16 protein-coding genes are annotated in these 18,803 nt (G+C 73.2%); 13 read left to right on the forward strand and 3 right to left on the reverse strand.

The window, feature by feature from the left end:
- Position 1 precedes the first annotated feature (1 nt).
- Positions 2 to 988, forward strand: a complete 987-nt coding sequence (locus tag ASD18_RS06500; RefSeq protein ID WP_056088296.1) for an aldo/keto reductase — start codon at positions 2 to 4, stop codon at positions 986 to 988.
- A gap of 4 nt (positions 989 to 992) precedes the next feature.
- On the opposite strand, the gene ASD18_RS06505 is transcribed toward ASD18_RS06500, so the two are convergent.
- Entirely contained in the window at positions 993 to 2,483 is a 1,491-nt protein-coding gene (locus tag ASD18_RS06505) for an MFS transporter (RefSeq protein WP_056088299.1), read from the reverse strand.
- 133 nt (positions 2,484 to 2,616) lie between these two features.
- Here ASD18_RS06505 and ASD18_RS06510 point away from each other — a divergent pair, with 133 nt between their 5' ends.
- Positions 2,617 to 3,240, forward strand: a complete 624-nt coding sequence (locus ASD18_RS06510) for a TetR/AcrR family transcriptional regulator (protein ID WP_056088301.1) — start codon at positions 2,617 to 2,619, stop codon at positions 3,238 to 3,240.
- Here the strand turns inward: ASD18_RS06510 and ASD18_RS06515 are convergent.
- Together ASD18_RS06515 and ASD18_RS06520 are read right to left on the reverse strand one after the other, a co-directional pair.
- Positions 3,237 to 3,650: an SHOCT domain-containing protein gene (locus ASD18_RS06515; protein ID WP_056088304.1), complete on the reverse strand. Its 414-nt coding sequence runs from the start codon at positions 3,648 to 3,650 to the stop codon at positions 3,237 to 3,239. The two genes, ASD18_RS06510 and ASD18_RS06515, sit on opposite strands and share 4 nt — an antisense overlap.
- Positions 3,651 to 3,694: 44 nt before the next feature.
- Positions 3,695 to 5,308 (reverse strand): hypothetical protein, encoded by a 1,614-nt coding sequence (locus ASD18_RS06520; RefSeq protein ID WP_056088307.1) that lies wholly within the window; start codon positions 5,306 to 5,308, stop codon positions 3,695 to 3,697.
- A 234-nt stretch (positions 5,309 to 5,542) separates the two neighbouring features.
- Between ASD18_RS06520 and ASD18_RS06525 the strand changes: the two genes are divergently transcribed.
- From ASD18_RS06525 to ASD18_RS06575, 11 genes are all read left to right on the forward strand, one after another.
- Positions 5,543 to 6,757 (forward strand): toxic anion resistance protein, encoded by a 1,215-nt coding sequence (locus tag ASD18_RS06525; protein ID WP_056088310.1) that lies wholly within the window; start codon positions 5,543 to 5,545, stop codon positions 6,755 to 6,757.
- A gap of 9 nt (positions 6,758 to 6,766) precedes the next feature.
- A complete protein-coding gene (locus ASD18_RS06530) occupies positions 6,767 to 7,291 on the forward strand; it encodes a hypothetical protein (RefSeq protein ID WP_056088311.1) in 525 nt (174 codons plus the stop codon).
- Positions 7,288 to 8,799 (forward strand): AAA family ATPase, encoded by a 1,512-nt coding sequence (locus tag ASD18_RS06535; protein WP_082573589.1) that lies wholly within the window; start codon positions 7,288 to 7,290, stop codon positions 8,797 to 8,799. Before ASD18_RS06530 ends, ASD18_RS06535 begins: the two co-directional genes overlap by 4 nt.
- Positions 8,796 to 10,073 carry a hypothetical protein gene (locus ASD18_RS06540; RefSeq protein ID WP_056088314.1) on the forward strand — a complete coding sequence of 426 codons (1,278 nt, stop codon included), beginning with the start codon at positions 8,796 to 8,798 and terminating at the stop codon, positions 10,071 to 10,073. Before ASD18_RS06535 ends, ASD18_RS06540 begins: the two co-directional genes overlap by 4 nt.
- Entirely contained in the window at positions 10,070 to 11,026 is a 957-nt protein-coding gene (locus ASD18_RS06545; RefSeq protein WP_056088317.1) for a glutamate ABC transporter substrate-binding protein, read from the forward strand. The genes ASD18_RS06540 and ASD18_RS06545 overlap by 4 nt, the downstream gene beginning before the upstream one ends.
- The gene (locus ASD18_RS06550; RefSeq protein WP_056088322.1) at positions 11,023 to 12,135 is read left to right on the forward strand and encodes a hypothetical protein; all 1,113 of its coding nucleotides are present in this window, start codon (positions 11,023 to 11,025) and stop codon (positions 12,133 to 12,135) included. Before ASD18_RS06545 ends, ASD18_RS06550 begins: the two co-directional genes overlap by 4 nt.
- The gene (locus ASD18_RS06555; RefSeq protein ID WP_056088325.1) at positions 12,132 to 14,429 is read left to right on the forward strand and encodes a serine/threonine-protein kinase; all 2,298 of its coding nucleotides are present in this window, start codon (positions 12,132 to 12,134) and stop codon (positions 14,427 to 14,429) included. Before ASD18_RS06550 ends, ASD18_RS06555 begins: the two co-directional genes overlap by 4 nt.
- Positions 14,414 to 15,472 carry a PP2C family serine/threonine-protein phosphatase gene (locus tag ASD18_RS06560; RefSeq protein ID WP_056088328.1) on the forward strand — a complete coding sequence of 353 codons (1,059 nt, stop codon included), beginning with the start codon at positions 14,414 to 14,416 and terminating at the stop codon, positions 15,470 to 15,472. Before ASD18_RS06555 ends, ASD18_RS06560 begins: the two co-directional genes overlap by 16 nt.
- Before the next feature lie 9 nt (positions 15,473 to 15,481).
- Positions 15,482 to 16,759, forward strand: a complete 1,278-nt coding sequence (locus tag ASD18_RS06565) for a VWA domain-containing protein (RefSeq protein ID WP_056088331.1) — start codon at positions 15,482 to 15,484, stop codon at positions 16,757 to 16,759.
- A complete protein-coding gene (locus tag ASD18_RS06570) occupies positions 16,756 to 17,493 on the forward strand; it encodes an FHA domain-containing protein (protein WP_056088334.1) in 738 nt (245 codons plus the stop codon). Before ASD18_RS06565 ends, ASD18_RS06570 begins: the two co-directional genes overlap by 4 nt.
- Positions 17,494 to 17,592: 99 nt before the next feature.
- Positions 17,593 to 18,801, forward strand: a complete 1,209-nt coding sequence (locus ASD18_RS06575) for a nitrate/nitrite transporter (protein WP_056088338.1) — start codon at positions 17,593 to 17,595, stop codon at positions 18,799 to 18,801.
- Positions 18,802 to 18,803 lie beyond the last annotated feature (2 nt).

Raw genomic sequence — 18,803 nt, forward strand, 5'->3', positions numbered from 1 at the left:
CATGGACACACGCACACTCGGAAGCGACCTGGTGGTCTCGGCGATCGGCCTCGGCTGCATGGGGATGAGCCAGAGCTACGGACCCAACCCGGGCGACCGCGACGACATGATCGCCGTGCTGCGCGGCGCGGTCGACCGCGGCGTCACGTTCTTCGACACGGCCGAGGTGTACGGGCCATTCGTCAACGAGGAGCTGGTGGGCGATGCCCTCGCGCCCGTCCGGGACCGGGTCGTCATCGCCACCAAGTTCGGGTTCGACATCCAGGACGGGAAGTCGGTCGGCGTCAACAGCCGGCCCGAGCACATCGCGGAGGTGGCCGACGCGTCGCTCCGGCGCCTCGGCATCGACGTGATCGACCTCTACTACCAGCACCGCGTGGACCCGGACGTGCCGATCGAGGAGGTCGCCGGGGCGGTGAAGGAGCTGATTGCCGCGGGCAAGGTCCGGCACTTCGGCCTGTCCGAGGCGGGTGCGGGAACGATCCGCCGTGCGCACGCCGTGCAGCCGGTCACCGCGCTGCAGAGCGAGTACTCCTTGTGGACGCGGGACCCCGAGGCCGAGGTCCTGCCGGTGCTCGAGGAGCTCGGGATCGGCTTCGTGCCGTTCAGCCCGCTGGGCAAGGGGTTCCTCACCGGCACCGTCGACACCACGACCACGTTCACCGAGAAGGACATCCGCACGACGATCCCGCGGTTCACCGAGGAGAACCGGCAGGCCAACCAGGCCCTCGTCGACCTGGTCACCGCCGTGGCGTCGCGCCACGGTGCGACGCCGGCCCAGGTCGCGATCGCGTGGCTGCTGGCGCGCAAGCCGTGGATCGTGCCCATCCCCGGTACGCGCCGCCTGAGCCGGCTCGACGAGAACCTCGGTGCCGCGCGGCTCGCGCTGAGCACCGAGGACCTCGCCGAGCTGACCCAGGCCGCCGACCGGATCGGCGTGCACGGCAACCGCTACAACGACGCCGGCATGGGGATGGTCGGCCTGTAGGGGGTCAGTGCGCGAGCACCGGCTCCCCGTGCGCGGCGGCCGGTGCCGCGTCGGCCAGGCGGGCGGCCCGGTCGCCGCGGGTGCGGAACAGGGTCGCGGTGAGGACCGCGCCGAGCAGGAAGATCCCGGCGGACCACGAGTACGCCACCGAGAAGCTGTGGATGGCTGCGTCGGCCATCACCTGCGGCGTGGCGGGCGCGTGGTCCGCGAGGTAGGCGGTCGCGGCGGTGGCGGCCAGGGTGTTCAGCACCGCGGTGCCGATCGCCCCGCCGACCTGCTGACTGGTGGAGACCATCGCCGAGGCGGCTCCGGCCTGGCGCGGGGAGATGCCGAGCGTCGCGATCTGGAACGACGCGGGCATGATCGAGCCCATCGCGATGCCCATGGCGATCAGCCCGACGACCACGTGGCCGTAGCTGCTCTCGGCGTCGAGGGTCGTGAACCAGAGCATGGCCAGCGCGCCGACCGTCATGCCGACGGGCACCAGCAGCTTGGGGCCGAACCGCGGGACCAGGATGTTCGACTGGACCTGCGCCGTGAGGATGATGAAGACGACCATCGGCAGGAACGCCGAGCCCGTCTGCATGGGGGTGTACCCGAGGGTCAGCTGCAGGTAGTAGGTGAGGAAGAGGAACACACCGAACATCCCGGAGCCGGCGACGAGGATGGCCAGGAACCCGGCCCCGCGGTCGCGGTCGAGGACGATCTCCAGCGGGAGCAGCGGGTACTCGGCGGTGCGCTGCCGACGGACGAACGCGACCAGCAGGACGACGCTGGCGGCCAGCGAGCCCCAGACCACCGGAGCGTCCCAGCCCTGCGGCTCGGCCTGCGAGAAGCCGAACACCAGCGCGAACAGGCCGGTGGACGCCAGGACGACGCCGGGCACGTCGAACCGGCTGCGGTGGGTGACGTCGGTGCGGGAGAGCAGGACGCTGCCGGCGACGAACGCGACGACGGCGATGAGCACGTTCACGTAGAGGTTCCAGCGCCAGTTGAAGTTCTCGGTGAGGTAGCCGCCGAGCAGCAGGCCGATGGCGCCGCCCATGCCGGCGATCGCGCCGAACACCCCGAACGCGCGGGCGCGCTCCTTGGGCACGGTGAACGTGGTGGTGAGGACGGAGAGGGCGGCGGGTGCGAGCACCGCGGCGAACACGCCCTGCAGGGCGCGGGCGGCGATGAGCAGCTCGAAGCTCTGCGCGGCGCCGCCGAGGGCGGACGCGACGGCGAACCCGACGAGCCCGACGAGGAACATGCGGCGGCGGCCGAACATGTCGGCGAGCCGGCCGCCGAGCAGCAGCAGGCTGCCGAAGGCGAGCGCGTAGGCGGTGACCACCCACTGGCGGTCGTTGTCGCTGAACCCGAGGTCCGCCTGGGCGGAGGGCAGCGCGATGTTCACGATGGTCGCGTCGAGCACGACCATCAGCTGGGCGAGGGCGACCGTCGCGAGGACGAGCCAGCGCTGCCGGCTCTCCGGTGCGGGGGTAACAGTGGACATGGTGATGCTCCTGAGACGTCGTGGTCGGTGGAGCGAGCGTAATATGGAACTGACGAGTTTCGGAACTCCTCAGTCTCGATTTGTTTCCGCGCTACCCTGAGGGCCGATCAGCAGCACCGAGAGAGGGAGCACCGTGGAGGACGGGTCGACGACGATCACGCGCCGCCCGGGCCGACGACGCGACGAGTCGAAGGACGACGCGATCCTGCTCGCCACCCGCGAGCTGCTGGCCGAGCGCGGCTACGACGGCATGACGATGGACGCCGTCGCGGACCGCGCCGGTGCGGGCAAGGCCACCGTCTACCGCCGCTGGCCGTCCAAGGTGCAGCTCACGGTCGACGCGGTCGTGTGCATGCGCGGTGTCGCGCCGACGGTCGACCAGCTCCCCGACACCGGCTCGCTCCGCTCCGACCTGCTCTCGGTGCGGTTCGGCAAGCCGCGCACGGACGACTCCGAGCTGATGTCCGGCCTGTGGTCTGCGGTGAAGGAGAACCCCGAGGTCGCGGCCGTCTTCCACGAGCAGTTCGTGCGCTCCCGGGTCGACCTGATGCGCGGGTTGCTCGAGCGTGCGCGGGCCCGCGGCGAGCTACGCCCGGACATCGACCTCGAGATGGTCGCCGCCGTGGCGCCCGCCATGATCGCCTACCGCAAGATGGTCGCCGGGCAGAAGATCGACGACGACTTCGTGGTGCAGATGATCGACACGGTCATCCTCCCGCTGGCCACCGGCTCGGCCCCTCAGCCCGCGGCCGACTAGCTCCCCGCGAGGACCTTCGCCTTCGCGGCCGCGTACTCCGCGTCGTCGAGGTGACCGTCGCGGTGCAGCGCGCTCAGGCGCTCGAGCCGGGTGGTGACGTCCTCGACCGGGGGAGCCGGCGCGTCGGCGGACGGGGACGCGTGCGCGTGCCGGGTGCGCTGGAACGTCTCGGCGCCGTCCTTGGCGGCGGTGGCGGCGCCCCGACCCGCCTCCGCGGCACCCTTGACCAGGGCAACGCCGGTCTCCCCGACGACCACCACCGCGGTGGCGCTCCTCGACGTCAGGGACTCCTTGGTGGTCTCGCTCAGCGGGAGCATGCCGATCCCGGTGGCGACGATCCGCTGCACGTCGTACGCGATCCCCAGGCGGTGCAGGCGGTCGTCCAGCGACCCGGTGTCCTCGGTCGACATGTGTGTGTCCCTCTGGTTGTCGGTGTGCCCCGACCCGCATCTTCTCAGGCCGCCGCCAGCGTGGTCACCGTGCCCGCCGCACCGCGGAACTTCAGTGCACCGTCGGCGACGAACAGCACCCCGCCGGTCGTGGCGGTCGCCGGGGTCGTGCTGCTGCGCAGGAACATGCCCCCGTCGGTGCCCAGCTGGTTCGGTCCCCGTCGGTACAGGAGCGTGTCGCGCTCCGTCGCGCCGGTGCCCCACTGCAGGGTGCCGTCGACGAGGGCGACGAACCGGCGCTGGGGGTCCCCCGTGACCTCGCCCTGCACGATCCGGGCGGTCGGGTCGGTCCCGGCGACCAGCATGCCCTGGCCCCCGGCCGCCAGGGGAGTCACGGTGATCCCCACCCCGCCGCGCTGCGCGACCTTGAGGCCCGCGGAGGTGCCCGCCGCCCCACCGACCGCGACCAGCCCGGTCAGTCGGTCGACCACCAGCGGCGCGTCCTGGTACGCGTTGCCCGCCCGGTAGCGGCGGAGCTCGAGGTTGGCGTCGTTCTCGGTCGCCCGCAGGATCCAGCGGGGCTGCCTGGCACCCACCTCGGTGGCGAACACCAGGTCCTTCGGGTGGGAGTCGGTGCCGACGATCCGCAGCTGCTCGTCCGCCGCGCCCACCTGGAGCTCGAAGTCGGCCATGTTCGTGCGGACGGCCGAGCGGTCGGTGCCGATCTTGCCGGTCACCGGGTCGACGAGCTTGATCTCCAGGCGGGTGCGCAGGGCGCCCTTGGCGTCGGGGACCTCGAAGTTGATGTGCCCGTGCCACAGGTTCTTCTCGAGCGAGCCCGGGTCGTCGTTGTTGAGGAAGTGCGCGCCGATCCACGCGATCGTCACCGGCGTGGTGGGGTGCGTGGGCAGCCAGGTGTAGTCGCCGTCGGGGTAGTGCGGCGTGGGCCAGCTCCCCTGGTACGTGAGCATGCCCTTCGCGCGGGCGTCCTTGAGCTGCACGCGGAGCGACTCCCCGTACGAGCCGAAGTGCGGCTGGTACGTCTCCATGACGATCCGGCCGGTGGAGTCGTAGCTCCCGGGGCCACCGGCGGTCCCGCCCGCCGGTGACGACTTCACCAGGAGGGTGCTCGGGTTGGCGGTGGTGCCCACCTGGAGGTCGTCGTCGAACACGGTTCTGGCGGTGGGGAGGACGACGCCGCCGCGCAGGTGAGGGCCAGCCGCCGCGGGCTGGGCGGCGGCCGTGGCCGCGGAGCCGGCGACGAGGGCTGCGGCGCCGGCGCGGAGGGCGTCGCGACGCGTGAGGCCCCGAGCGACGGGTGGCGCGACCGGCGCGAGCGTGAGGCGGAGGTCGGGGCCGGTGCTCGTCGGCAGGTCGAACGTCCGGCGGACCGGTGCCACCCCCGCGAGCTCGACCGTGAGCGTGTAGGTCCAGCCGCTGACCGGCCGGCCCGCCCCGTCGCTGAATCCCGGTTGGTCCGTGGTGGCCAGGGGGATCGCCGCGGTGCCGTCGTCTCCCAGGGCGACGACGGCCGGTCGCGGGCTGATCACCGCGGCGGACGCGTCCCAGACCCGCGCGATCGACGACTCCACGGTGATGGTGCCGGACCAGGGTTCCCCGAGATCGTCGAGGAACGGACCGACGTGCACGGTGGTGGTACGGATGTCGGACGGCAGCATGGCTCCCCCTCGGACCGGCGACGTACGTGCCGTCGATCATGCGCGGCGGTGGCGCGGGAGGGCCAGAGACCGTGCTGTTCGCCGCTAGGCGAAATCCGAGGTCAGGCGCCCGGGCACCGGCACCGGTGGAGGACCCCCGTGCTAGTGTCCGCTGGAGGACGACTTGACCATTCCATGACCATCGAGGATGCGGGCGATCAGGCCCACTGCGCCGCCCGGACATGAAGGACGACGATGACCGACGCAGCCCCCTTGCAGCCCCCCGCGCCGCAGTCCGTCTTCGCGCTCGAGGCCCCCGCTCCGATGGCGCCGGTGGCGGCCACGCAGGCGCCCGCGATGGCCCCGCAGATCCCCGAGTCCGCGCTCCCGGGCCTCGACGCCAAGGTCAACTCCTACGTCGACGGCCTCATGAAGGCCCAGGTGGGCTCGCCGGAGCTGGCCAGCAAGGCCGACGACATCCGCCTCATGGGTGACGCGGACATCCGCGCGGCCGCCGACACCTCGAACCGTCTGCTCCAGATGCCCGTCAAGGAGCTCCGCGAGGGCGGTGTCTCCGGCACGTCGCAGGTGAGCAAGTCGCTGCTGGACCTGCGCAAGACCGTCGAGAGCCTGGACCCCAGCGAGGCCACGATCGGCAAGAAGCTGCTCGGGCTCATCCCGTTCGGCGACTCGCTCACCGACTACTTCCGCCGGTACGAGAGCTCGCAGAAGCAGATCGACGCCATCGTCCGCGCGCTCTACAACGGCCAGGACGAGCTGCGCAAGGACAACGCGGCGCTCAACCTGGAGAAGCAGCACCTCTGGGACACGATGGCCCGCCTGCACCAGTACATCTACGTCGCGGAGTCGCTGGACACACGCGTGTCGACGGCGATCGCGGAGCTCGACGCCACCGATCCCGCACGGGCCAAGGCGCTGCGCGAGGACGTCCTGTTCTACGTGCGGCAGAAGCACCAGGACCTGCTGACCCAGCTGGCCGTCTCGATCCAGGGCTACCTGGCGATCGACATCATCATCAAGAACAACATCGAGCTCATCAAGGGCGTCGACCGCGCCACGACCACCACGGTCGCCGCCCTGCGCACGGCCGTGATCGTCGCGCAGGCGCTGAACAACCAGCGGCTGGTGCTCGACCAGATCACCGCGCTGAACGCCACGACGACCGGGCTGATCGCGTCGACCGCGAAGATGCTCAAGGAGCAGTCGGCCGGCATCCAGGAGCAGGCCGCGCAGGCCACCGTCGGTCTGCCGCAGCTGCAGCAGGCGTTCACGGACATCTACGCGACCATGGACTCCATCGACACGTTCAAGGTCAAGGCGCTCGACTCGATGGCGACGACCATCGGCGTGCTCGAGACCGAGACGACGAAGGCGCGCACCTACCTCGACCGCGTCAAGCGCGCGGACACCACGGACGTCGCCAGCGGTTCGCTCGATCTCGGCACGTAGGCGCCGCAGATGAGCTGGTTCGCACGCCTGAGGGGGCGGCGTCGGGAGCCCGAGGTCCCTGCTGCGCCCCCGGCACCGACGACGGCGGACATCGTCGCGTCCGCCCACCAGGTCGAGCAGCAGATCGCGGGCAAGGTGCCGGCCGCGGTGACCGCGCGCGTGCTGCGGATCACCCGGACCGTGGACGAGATGGCGCCGCGCCTGGACCGGCTCGGTGCCGGCAGCCGCCAGGCGCACACCGTCGTCGCGACCGCCACGAGCTACCTGCCCGAGGCCGTGGGCGGCTACCTGCGCCTCCCGCGGGACTTCGCCGACCGCCGCGTGGTGTCGAAGGGCAAGACCTCCCTCATGGTGCTCTGCGACCAGCTGGACCTGCTGGGCGTCACCCTGGACAAGATCTCCGACGCCGTCTCCCGCGAGGACGCCAACGCGCTCGTGGCGCACGGGTTGTTCCTCGCCGAGAAGTTCGGCGGCACCTCGCTCGCGCTGGCCCCGGAGGCCGGCCTCGACACGCCCCAGGTGGAGCGCCCGTGACCCTGACCGACGCCCTCGACTCCCTCGAGACCGTCGGCGCCGCTGCCGGCCTGGAGGGCGCCGCCGCGCGTGACGAGGGCGCGCGCCTCGCCGCCGCCGTCGCCGAGTCGATCCCGGGGGCGGCCGCCGCCTGGCTCACCGCGGTCGGCGCGCACGAGGCGACCTTCGGCGCCTTCTTCGCGGCGGCCTCCAGCGCGCGGCGCTGGCGGTCGTCCCCGACCGACCTGCTCGCCGGGCTCGTCGGTACACCCCATGCCGCCGCCTACGCCGGCGCGCTGGCCGACGTGGTGTCCGCGGCCTGCGACCTCGGACCCGCTCCGATCGACGTGATCGCACGCGCCTCGGCCACCGCCGCGGTGCAGCGTGCCGCGGTGGACGGGCAGGTCCCGGTGGCGACCGAGCTGCCGTCCGCGTTCGACCTGCCCCGCGTCGACCCGTCGGCGTTCGACCTGTCCGCCCTCGCCCTGCCGCCGCAGCCCGGCGCCGGGGAGCCGGGGCTGGTCCCCGTCCACCCGACGCCCGTCGCCGGCACGACCTACGTCCCCGAGGAGAAGCCCGCCAAGACCCTCGAGGAGCTGCTCGCCGAGCTCGACGCGCTCGTCGGCCTGCGCCGGGTCAAGGCCGAGATCCGGCAGCAGACCCAGCTCCTGCGGGTCGAGCGCCTGCGCACCGAGGCCGGTCTGACGGCGCCCACGCTCACCCGTCACCTGGTGTTCCTGGGCAACCCGGGCACCGGCAAGACGACGGTCGCGCGGCTGGTGGCCGGCATCTACCGGGCGCTCGGGCTGCTGACCAAGGGCCACCTGGTCGAGGTCGACCGCTCCGAGCTGGTCGCGGGGTACCTCGGGCAGACGGCCGTGAAGACGTCGGAGGTCGTCGCGACCGCGCTCGGCGGGGTCCTGTTCGTCGACGAGGCCTACGGGCTGGCCGAGGACCAGTACGGCGCCGAAGCCGTGAACACCCTGGTCAAGGACATGGAGGACCACCGCGACGACCTCGTGGTGATCGTCGCCGGGTACCCGGGGCCGATGGCGATCTTCCTGGCCACCAACCCGGGCCTGGAGAGCCGGTTCTCCACGACGGTCGAGTTCGACGACTACACCGACGCCGAGCTGCGCGAGATCTTCGCCCGCGCCGCGGCCAAGGCCGACTTCGAGCCGACGCCCGAGTGCCTGGACCGGTTCGAGGAGCTGGCGTCGCTGCAGATCCGCGACGAGGGGTTCGGCAACGGCCGGTACGCGCGCAACGTGCTGGACCAGGCGATCACCAGGCACGCCTGGAGGCTGCGGGACGTTGAGCAACCGACGGTGGAGCAGCTCCGGCTGATCCTCCCGGAGGACCTGGTGCCGGCCGCCGACGAGCCGGTGGCCGACGAGCCGGCCGCCGACCAACCGGTGGCCGACGAGCCGGAGGCCGACCAACCGGTGGCCCACGAGCCGGAGGCCGAGATGCCAGCCGCCGACGAGCCCGCCGCAGAGACCGACGCCCACATCGAGGAGTCCGCGTGACGCAGACCATCGCCCCGCCGGCGGCGCCCTCCGCCGCGGCCCCACCGGTCCACCGCGCCGGGCTGCGCGGTGCGCTGAGCCGCACTCCCGGGCGTCTGCGGGTCGCCGGTGTCGTGTCCGTGCTGGCCGCCGCGGCGGTGGGCGTGATCGGCCTCAACGCCGGTCTGGCCCAGTCCGAGGCGCTGTCCGACGCCGACGCCGACACCACCCAGCTGGTGGGCATCCAGGACGTCCGCAACGACCTCGTGGTGGCCGACGCGACCGCCACCAACGCGTTCCTCGTCGGCGGCCTGGAGCCGCCGGAGCAGCGCGCCCGGTACGACGAGGCCGTCGCGTCCGCCGCCAACGGGCTCGCGCAGCTGGCCGGCTCCAACGGCGCCGACGCGGAGCTGCTGGGCCAGGCGACCGCCGGGCTGACCACGTACACCGGCCTGGTCGAGCAGGCCCGCGCCAACAACCGGCAGGGCTTCCCGGTCGGTGCCGCCTACCTCGACCAGGCGTCGGCGGTCCTGCGCACGGACGTGCTGCCGCACCTGGACGACCTGGTGCAGGCCAACAGCGACCGCGTGGACTCCTCGTTCGACTCGGTGGGCTCGGTGCCGTGGCTGCTGGCCCTCGGCATCCTCGCGCTCGCGGTGCTCGTCGTCGTGCAGGTGTGGCTGGCCAAGCGCACCCACCGGCGCCTGAACGCCGGGCTGTTCTGGTCCACGGTGCTCGCGCTCGCCGCGACGATCGGCGGCGCCGTGGTGCTCGGGTCGGCCGCGGCGAAGGCGGGCGACGCGCGCAGTGGTCCCTACGACGCGACGGTCTCGGTGTCGCAGGCGTACTCGCTGGCCAACGACGCGAAGTCGCAGGAGTCGTTCACGCTCATCAAGCGCGGTTCCGGGGCGGTGTACGAGGAGCAGTTCGTGGCCAAGACCGACGAGGCGCGCGACCTGCTGGTCCGGCCGACCGTCGACGACACCCTCGTCGTGTTGCTGAACCGGTGGGTCGCCTCGCACGAGGAGATCCGCGCGCTCGACGACGGCGGCGACTGGGACGGCGCCGTCGCCCTGGCGATCAGCGAGGAGCCCGGCGCCCCCAACGACCTGTTCGCGCAGTTCTCGACCGCCGCGTCCAGCAGCCTGGAGTCCAGCGCCGCGCAGACGCACGACGCCCTGTCCGGCTCCGGCGGGTCGTCCGTCCTGGTCGGCTGGCTGATGCTCGTCGCCGGCGTGCTGGCGGCGGTCCTGTCCTGGCGCGGCATCTCGACCCGAGTGGAGGAGTACCGGTGACCACGACACGTCCGACCCGCCTGGGTCTCGCAGCGATCCTCGCCTCGGTCGCCCTGCTGGCCGGCTGCGCGGGCGCCCCCGCCGCGGCCCCGGCAGCGCAGCAGGAGCGCGCGGCGGCCTCGGTCGCCCTCCCGGCCGCGACGGTCTGCGACGACGCGATCGAGTCGACGACCTCCTACGCCCCGGCACCCGGCGCCGCCACGCCGAGCGTGGACGCCATCCGTGCCCGCGGCGCGCTGCGGGTCGGGGTCTCGGCCGACACGCTCCTGATGGGCTCGCGCAACCCGCTGTCGGGCCAGATCGAGGGCTTCGACATCGACATGCTGCACGCCGTGTCGGCCGCGATCTTCGGCGACCCGAACCGGCTGCAGTTCCGGGTGATCACGTCGGCCCAGCGGCTCGAGGTGCTGGAGAACCACGAGGTCGACCTGGTGGCCCGCACGTTCACCATCAACTGCGAGCGGTGGGAGACCATCGCGTTCTCCGCCGAGTACCTCACCGCAGGCCAGAAGGTGCTGGTCACGCGGGACTCGGAGGCGCAGAGCATCGAGGACCTCGAAGGCCTCGGCGACCAGCGCGTCTGCGCCCCGGAGGGCACCACCACCCTGGAGCGGCTCGAGGAGACGTACCCCGGGGTCGAGGCCGTGAGTGCCCCGACGCACACCGGCTGCCTGGTCCTGTTCCAGCAGGGCAGGGTGGACGCGATCACGGGCGACGACACGATCCTCGCCGGTTTCGCCGCGCAGGACCCGTACGCGAAGGTGGTCGGCGAGGCGTTCAGCGCGGAGCCGTACGGCGTCGGCGTCGCGGCGGACCAGGTGGACCTCGTGCAGTACGTCAACGGCGTGCTCGACCAGGCGAAGGCGGACGGCACCTGGGCCGCCTCCTACGACCGCTGGCTCGGTGCGCTGGGGACCGCACCCGCGCCGCCGGTCTCGGTGTACGGCCGGTGAGCGGACCCGAGGCGCCCGAGGCGCCCGGGCGGCTCGGTGAGCCGATCCCCGCACCGGAGCTGCTCCGCTACCTCAGCGGGCTCGAGGCGTGGCTGGCACACCGGCGCACGGAGCTGAACCGCCTGGACCAGGCGGCCCAGGCGTCGCCCGCGTCCGAGAGCTACACCGACGACGTGCTGCTGGCGCTCACCATGTGGCAGGCGATCCGGTCGCGGACCGACGAGCTGGTGGTCGTGTGGGACTCGGGCCGGGCGGACGCGGTGGACCGCGAGAAGATGTCGCAGCTGGTCTGGGGTCGGCTGGACTCGGGGCTGGGCGCAGCGCTGGTGTCGCTGGTCGAGGCCGTGACCCTGTGCGACGCGATGATCTCCCAGGTGCGCGCGCGGCTGTCGTTCGACCCGGACACCGCCGACCAGGCGTCGCGGCTGCGCGGGCTGCGGGCGGGCCTCGTCCGCTGCGAGGACCTCGCCGGCGTGGACACCGACTCCCGCGAGCTGATCGAGACGCTGCGCACCCGTGAGCGGAAGCTCGTCGCGCAGGCGGCCCGAGGTGCGGACATCTCCGGCCCGCTGGCCGAGCTCGAGGCGCGTGCGGCCCTGGCCGAGCGGGACCTCATCGTGCAGGTGTCGCAGCGGCGCACGCTCGAGAAGGGCCGCGCCGACGCCCGGGACACGATGGCCGCGCTGGAGAAGCGCGAGCCGACGCTGCACGAGCTGGCGCAGCGGTGCCGCCGCGAGATCGCGCACCCGCCCAAGCTGGCCGTGCCGGACGTGTCGCGCCTGGGCGCGGTGCCGGACACCCGCACGGAGCTCGACGCGTTTGTCGACCGGCTCGCCGCCGTGGGCCGCGCGTTCGACGCGGTCGCCGACGCCTACAGCAAGCCCCTGCGCGAGCGGGCGGAGCTGCGCTACCGGCTCGAGGGCGCCCGCGCGGCGGCCGACGCCAACGGCCGCAGCGCGTCGCCGACGGTCCGCTCGGGGTACGACGAGGCCCGCGCCGTCGTCGCCCAGACGCCCTGCGACCTCACCCTGACCCGCTTCCTCGTGGAGCAGTACGAGTACCTCAGCCGCGACCTGCCCTCGGTGGGTCAGGAGGGACGAGCCCGATGATCGCCTGCACGGAGCCCGGCTGCACGGGCACCTACGAGGACGGCTACTGCAACGTCTGCGGGTCGCCGCAGACCGCGACGGCCCCGGCGTCCGGCACCCCCGCGTCAGCGACCTCGCTGCTCGGCACGGGGGTCGCCCAGGCGAGCCCCGACCGCGCGGCCGCCGCCACCGACCCCGACGCGGAGCGGTCCACGCGCACCGGCCGCACCAGCTCGAGCCGGCTGGCCACGGCCGCGCTCGGCTCGGCACGCACGGCCGCCACCGGGGGCACGCGACCCACCCGCCGCGTCGGCACCTCCTCGACCCGGCTGCGCGGCGCGCGCCTGGGCGCCGGGCTCACGACCGTCCCGCCGGCCCCGGTGCAGGACCCGCTGCAGGCGGTCATGGCCGTGCCCGAGGTGCCCGAGCGCAAGCGGTTCTGCCCGGCCTGCGGCGCCGAGGTGGGACGGTCGCGCGAGGGGGTTCCCGGCCGGACCGCGGGGTTCTGCCCGAAGTGCGGCAACCGGTTCGACTTCACGCCGGCGCTCAACCCCGGCGACCTGGTCGGCGGGCAGTACGAGGTGGTCGGGTGCCTGGCGCACGGTGGCCTGGGCTGGATCTACCTGGCGCGGGACCGCAACGTCTCGGGCCGGTGGGTGGTGCTCAAGGGCCTGCTGAACTCGGGGGACCCGGACGCGTACGCGGCGGCGATCTCCGAGCGCCAGTTCCTGGCCGAGGTCGAGCACCCGCTGATCGTCGAGATCTACAACTTCGCCATGCACGAGGGCGCCGGCTACACCGTCATGGAGTTCGTCGGCGGCCGGTCGCTCAAGCAGATCCTGCACGACCGCCGCGAGGCCGCCGGGGGCGTCAACACCCCGCTGCCGGTGGACCAGGCGCTCGCGTTCGTGCTCGAGATCCTCCCCGCGTTCGCCTACCTGCACGACGTGGGCCTGCTGTTCTGCGACTTCAAGCCGGACAACGTGATCCAGCAGGGCGACGCGGTCAAGCTCATCGACCTGGGCGGTGTGCGCCGGATCGACGACCTGGACTCGGCGATCTTCGGCACGGTCGGCTACCAGGCGCCCGAGGTCGCCGAGGTGGGACCGTCCGTGGCGTCCGACATCTACACGATCGGCCGGACGCTGGCCACGCTGGTGCTCGACTTCCGCGGCAACACGAGCACCTACGTGGCGTCGCTCCCCGCCGTCGCGGACACGCAGGTGTTCCAGACCTACGACTCGTTCTACCGGCTCCTGGCCAAGGCGTGCGCGCTCGACCCGTCGGACCGGTTCGCCACGGTCGACGAGCTGCGCGCTCAGGTGCTGGGCGTGCTCCGCGAGGTCGTCGCCACCGACCGTGGTCCGGGCAGCCCGGCGCTGCACTCGGCGGCCTCCGTGCTGTTCGAGGCGCCGACGTCCGACGAGGCCGGCCACGCGCTCGCCTGGGACCAGCTGCCCGCGCTCAAGGTGGACGCGAGCGACCCGGCAGCGAGCTGGCTGGCGGGCGTCAACGTGAGCAACGCGGACCAGCGCCTCGTCGCGCTGGCCGACGCGCCGGACGAGACCGTCGAGGTGCGGCTGCGGCGCGCGACTGCGGCGATCGAGGCCGGCCGGCAGGACGTGCTCGACCAGACGCTCTCCCAGATCCTCACGGACGACCCGTGGGAGTGGCGCGCGGCGTGGCTCGGCGGGCTGGCGCAGCTGAGCACCGGCGACCCGGTGGCGGCGCGTGCCTCGTTCAACGCCGTCTACGGCCAGGTGCCGGGGGAGCTGGCGCCCAAGCTGGCGCTGGCCACCGCGTGCGAGCTGAGCAACGAGCCGGAGATCGCCGAGTCGCTCTACATCATCTGCGCGCGCTCGGACGCGAACTACACCGCGCCCGCCGCGTTCGGGCTGGCCCGCATCCGCCGGGCTCGGGGCGACCTGCCGGGGGCGCTCGCCGCGCTCGACCTGGTCACGCCCACGCGCAGCTCGTACGTGGACGCCCGGATGATGCGCGCCCAGCTGCTGGCGACGTCCAGCGGCGACCTGCGCGCCCTGTCGGACGCGCTGGCCAGCGTGCAGTCGGTGTCCATCGAGCCGCGGGCGCGCGCCGCCCTGCGGGTGGACGTGCTCGGGTCCGCGCTCGCCGCGGTGCTCAAGGACGGACCGTCGAAGACCGTGCAGCTCGGCTCCGTGCCGGCGCACGAGCCCGAGCTGCGGGACGCGCTCGAGGGGGCGCTGCGCGAGTACGCCGCCCTGGCCCCGACGCCGGACGAGCGGATCGCCCTGGTCGACCGGGCCAACGAGGTCCGCCGGTGGACGACGTGGTGACCTGTCCCAGCTGCGGCACGGTCGCCGCCGACGGCTCGGCGTTCTGCGAGCACTGCGGCACGGCCCTCGGCGCCCCGGCGCCGGTGGCGGTCGCCGTGCTCGACGAGCCTGACGCGCCGACCACCCCGGTCTGCCGGTCCTGCGGCGGCACGATCGCTGCCGACGGCTACTGCGAGCACTGCGGCGAGCTCGCGGTGAGCGAGCGCGACCACTGGGCCGAGCTGCCGTCCCCGCTCCTCGGCGGGGTCTGTGACAAGGGTCGGCGCAAGAGCCGCAACGAGGACGCGATGGCGCTCGCGGTGGTCGGCACCACCGCCGTCCTGGTGGTCTGCGACGGGGTGTCCAACATCCCGGACTCCGACATCGCGAGCCTCGCCGCCGCGCGCGCGGCGCGGGACGTCCTGGTCGGCGCGACCCCCGAGTCCGTCGGGGCCTGGTCCGCTCTTCTCGTCGACGCGGCAGCGGCGGCCGACAAGGCCATCGCCCTCGCGGTCGGGGACATGTCCGGACGCGCCGAGCCGCCGTCGTGCACGTTCGTCGCGACCGTCGTCGACGGTCCCACCGTCGTCGCGGCCTGGCTGGGCGACTCCCGCGCGTACTGGATCCCGGACGCGGGCGACGCCCACCAGATCAGCGTGGACGACTCGGCCGCGAACGAGATGATCGCGCGCGGCATCCCGCGGGCACGCGCGGAGGCCTCCCGCGAGGGGCACGCCATCACGCGCTGGCTCGGACCCGACGCGGAGACCGTCGTCCCGCAGACCGCGACCACCCGCGCGCAGGGGCCCGGCTGGGTGCTGGTCTGCTCGGACGGGCTGTGGAACTACTGCTCCGAGGCCGACGACGTCGCGGACCTGCTCCATCGCACCGCGGAGAAGGTCGGTCAGTCGCCCGACGTGATCTCCGGCGAGCTGGTCCGCTGGGCCAACGAGCAGGGCGGGCACGACAACATCACCGCCGCGCTGGCCCGTGTCGCCGCACCCTTCGATACTGTCCAGACCGAAGAGACGGTGTCGGCCCAGTCCGCACCGCCCGCAGCCTGAGGAGCCACAGTGGCCGACTTCCGCACCGAGGTGTTCCAGAACGAGTTCCTCTCCGACGGTGCCACGGACGTGCACGCGATCGTCACCGTGACCAGCACCGGCGCGGGCACCGCGGCGTCGTCCGGCGGAGGCGTCGCCGAGATCGTCATCATCGACACGTCCGGCTCCATGAGCGGGCCGAACATCGAGGCCGCCAAGTACGCGGCGCAGGTGGCGGTCGACCAGATCGCCGACGGCACCTGGTTCGCGGTGATCGGCGGCAGCCACGTGGCCAACCGCGCGTTCCCGTACCCGAACGCCCCGGTCGCGATCGTGCAGATGGAGCCAGGCGCGCGCGAGGAGGCCAAGCGCGCCATCTCGTTCATGCGGCCCTCGGGCGGTACCGCGATGAGCACCTGGCTGCGGCTGGCGGACGCGATCTTCGCGATGGTCCCGCAGGCGGCGCAGAAGCACGCGATCCTGCTCACCGACGGGCGCAACGAGTCGGAGCCGCGCGCCGAGCTGTCCAAGGCGATCGCGGACGTCACCGGGCACTTCCAGTGCGACGCGCGCGGCGTCGGGTCCAGCTGGGAGGTGGCCGAGCTGCGCGAGATCGCGACGGCGCTGCTGGGCACGGTCGACCTCATCCGGAACCCGGCGGACATCGCCGAGGACTTCAAGGCGCTGGTGAACGAGTCGATGTCCAAGGGCGTGGCGGACGCCGAGCTGCGCGTCTGGGCACCCCAGGGCGCGCAGGTCCTGTTCGTCCGGCGGGTCGCCCCGACCGTGGAGGACATCACGTCCAGGCGCACGGAGGTGAACGCGCTCACGGGGGCGTACCCGACCGGGGCGTGGGGCGACGAGTCCCGCGACTACCACGTGGCCATCCGGGTGCCGTCGAAGCCCGTCGGCGCCGAGCAGCTGGCCGCGCGCGTGCAGATCGCGGTCGGAGGGGACGTGCTGGCGTCGGGGCTGGTCAAGGCCCGCTGGTCCGACGACAGCTCGCTCACCGCGCGCATCAACCCCGAGGTCGCGCACTACACCGGCCAGGCCGAGCTCGCGTCCGTCATCCAGGAGGGGCTGGCCGCCAAGGCGTCCGGCGACGAGGCCACGGCGACCGTCAAGCTGGGCCGCGCGGTCCAGCTGGCCGCCGAGACCGGCAACGAGGAGGCCACCTCCCGGCTGCGGCGGGTGGTCGAGATCGACGACGAGGAGAAGGGCACCGTGCGCCTCAAGCGCAACGCCGACAAGCTCGACGAGATGGCGCTCGACACCGCGTCCACCAAGACGACGCGGGTCCGCCGGTGAGCACCGTCGTCTGCCCGAACGGCCACACGTCCACGTCCACCGACTACTGCGACGTCTGCGGCGCGCCCATCGAGGCGTCGGCCCCGGCGGAGGCTCCCGAGCCGGCCGCGGCGGGGATCGGGACCGCCACCACCTGCCCGCACTGCGGCGCGCCCGCCTCGTCGCTGGCCTTGTTCTGCGAGGTCTGCGGCTACGACTTCACGACGGGCACAGCGCCCGCCCCGGTCGCGCCGCCGGCCCCGGTCTCCGCACCCGTGCCGGTGACGACCGACCCCGACCCCGACCCCGACCCGGTGGCCGCAGCCCTCCCGACGCCCGCCCCCGACGGCGCCGAGTCCTGGGTGGCCGAGGTCTGGGTGGACCCCGACTGGTACGCCGCCCAGCAGCCCGAGGACCCGATGCCGTCGGCCGGCCTGCCCGGTCTGGTGCCCCTGCGCGAGCGCAGCGTGCTCGTCGGCCGCCCGTCCGTGTCCCGCAACATCCACCCCGCGGTCGACTGCGGGACGGACTCCGGGGTGTCCCGCCGGCACTGCCAGCTCAACACCGACGGTCAGCGCTGGTGGGTGGAGGACCTGCAGTCCGCCAACGGCACCTACGTGAGCCGCGCGGGCGACCCGCTGCCGACCACGCCGATCCCCGCCGGCCAGCGCAAGGAGATCGAGGACGGCGACCGGCTGTACCTCGGGGCGTGGACGCGCATCGTGATCCGCACGGCGCTCCCCGGCGAGGTCTGACCAGGGCCGAAGGTCCCGAGTTCTCCTCCGAGCGCGCGTGCTAAGTTCCGAAGCACGCCAGGTCCGCGCAACGACGCCGGACCACGCTCGGGGGGTCTCATGGCTGAGCAGTCCGACGGACGCATCGCAGTGCGGGTGCTCGTCATCGCGATGCTCGGCTTCCTGGTCAACTTCTGGGCCTGGGCGCTCATCAGCCCGCTCGGCAACTCCTACGGCGAGGCGCTCGGGCTCACGGGCGTGCAGCAGTCGGTCCTGGTCGCCGTCCCCGTCATCGTGGGGTCGCTCGGCCGCATCCCCGTCGGGGCGCTGACCGACAAGTTCGGCTCGCGCCGCATGTTCCCGACGGTCACCGTGCTGACTATCTTGCCGGTGCTCTTCATCGGGTTCGTCGCCGAGACCTACGCGGCCATGCTCGTCGGCGGCTTCTTCCTCGGGCTCGGCGGTACCGCGTTCGCGATCGGCGTGCCGGCGGTGAACCAGTGGTTCGCGCCCGAGCGGCGGGGGACCGCGCTGGGGCTGTTCGGGCTCGGCATGGGCGGCACGGCGATCTCCGCGTTCACCACCGTGCGGATCACGGACGCCTACGGTCCGGAGGCGCCGTTCATCCTGGTGGCGTGCGTGCTGGCCGTCTACGCGGTGGCCTCCGCGCTGCTGCTGCGCGACAAGCCGGGCCGGCCGGTGCCGACGGGCTCGTTCCTGGCCCGCACGTGGGCGACCGCGCGGATCCCGGCCACCGGCCAGCTGTCCCTGCTGTACGCCCTGGGCTTCGGCGGGTTCGTCGCGTTCAGCGTCTACCTGCCCACGTACCTGGTGAACGCGTACGACCTCACCGCCGCCGACGCCGCCGCGCGCACCGCGGGGTTCGTCGTCCTCGCGGTGGCCATGCGTCCGGTCGGTGGCACGCTCTCCGACCGGGTCGGTCCGGTGCCGGTCCTCCTGGCTGCCTTCGTCGTCACCGGCGTCCTGGCGCTCGTCGCCGCGCTCGAGCTGCCCCTGATCCCGCTGGCCACGATCGCGTTCCTCGGCCTCGCCGCCGCGCTCGGGGCGGCCTCCGGGGCGGTGTTCGCGCTGGTCGCGCAGGTGGCTCCCCAGGACAAGGTGGGCGCGGTGACGGGCATCGTCGGCGCCGCCGGTGGCCTCGGCGGCTTCTTCCCGCCGTTGGTCATGGGGGCCGTCTTCGACCTGGTGGGCGACTACAGCCTCGGGTACGTGCTGCTCGCGGTGAGTTCGCTCGCCGTCGCCTGGTTCACCGCCGGCCCCGTGCGACGGGCCGCTCGCGCACGTGCCGACGCCACCGCCACCCACTGAAG

The organism is Cellulomonas sp. Root137, from assembly GCF_001426725.1.
GTDB lineage: Bacteria > Actinomycetota > Actinomycetes > Actinomycetales > Cellulomonadaceae > Cellulomonas.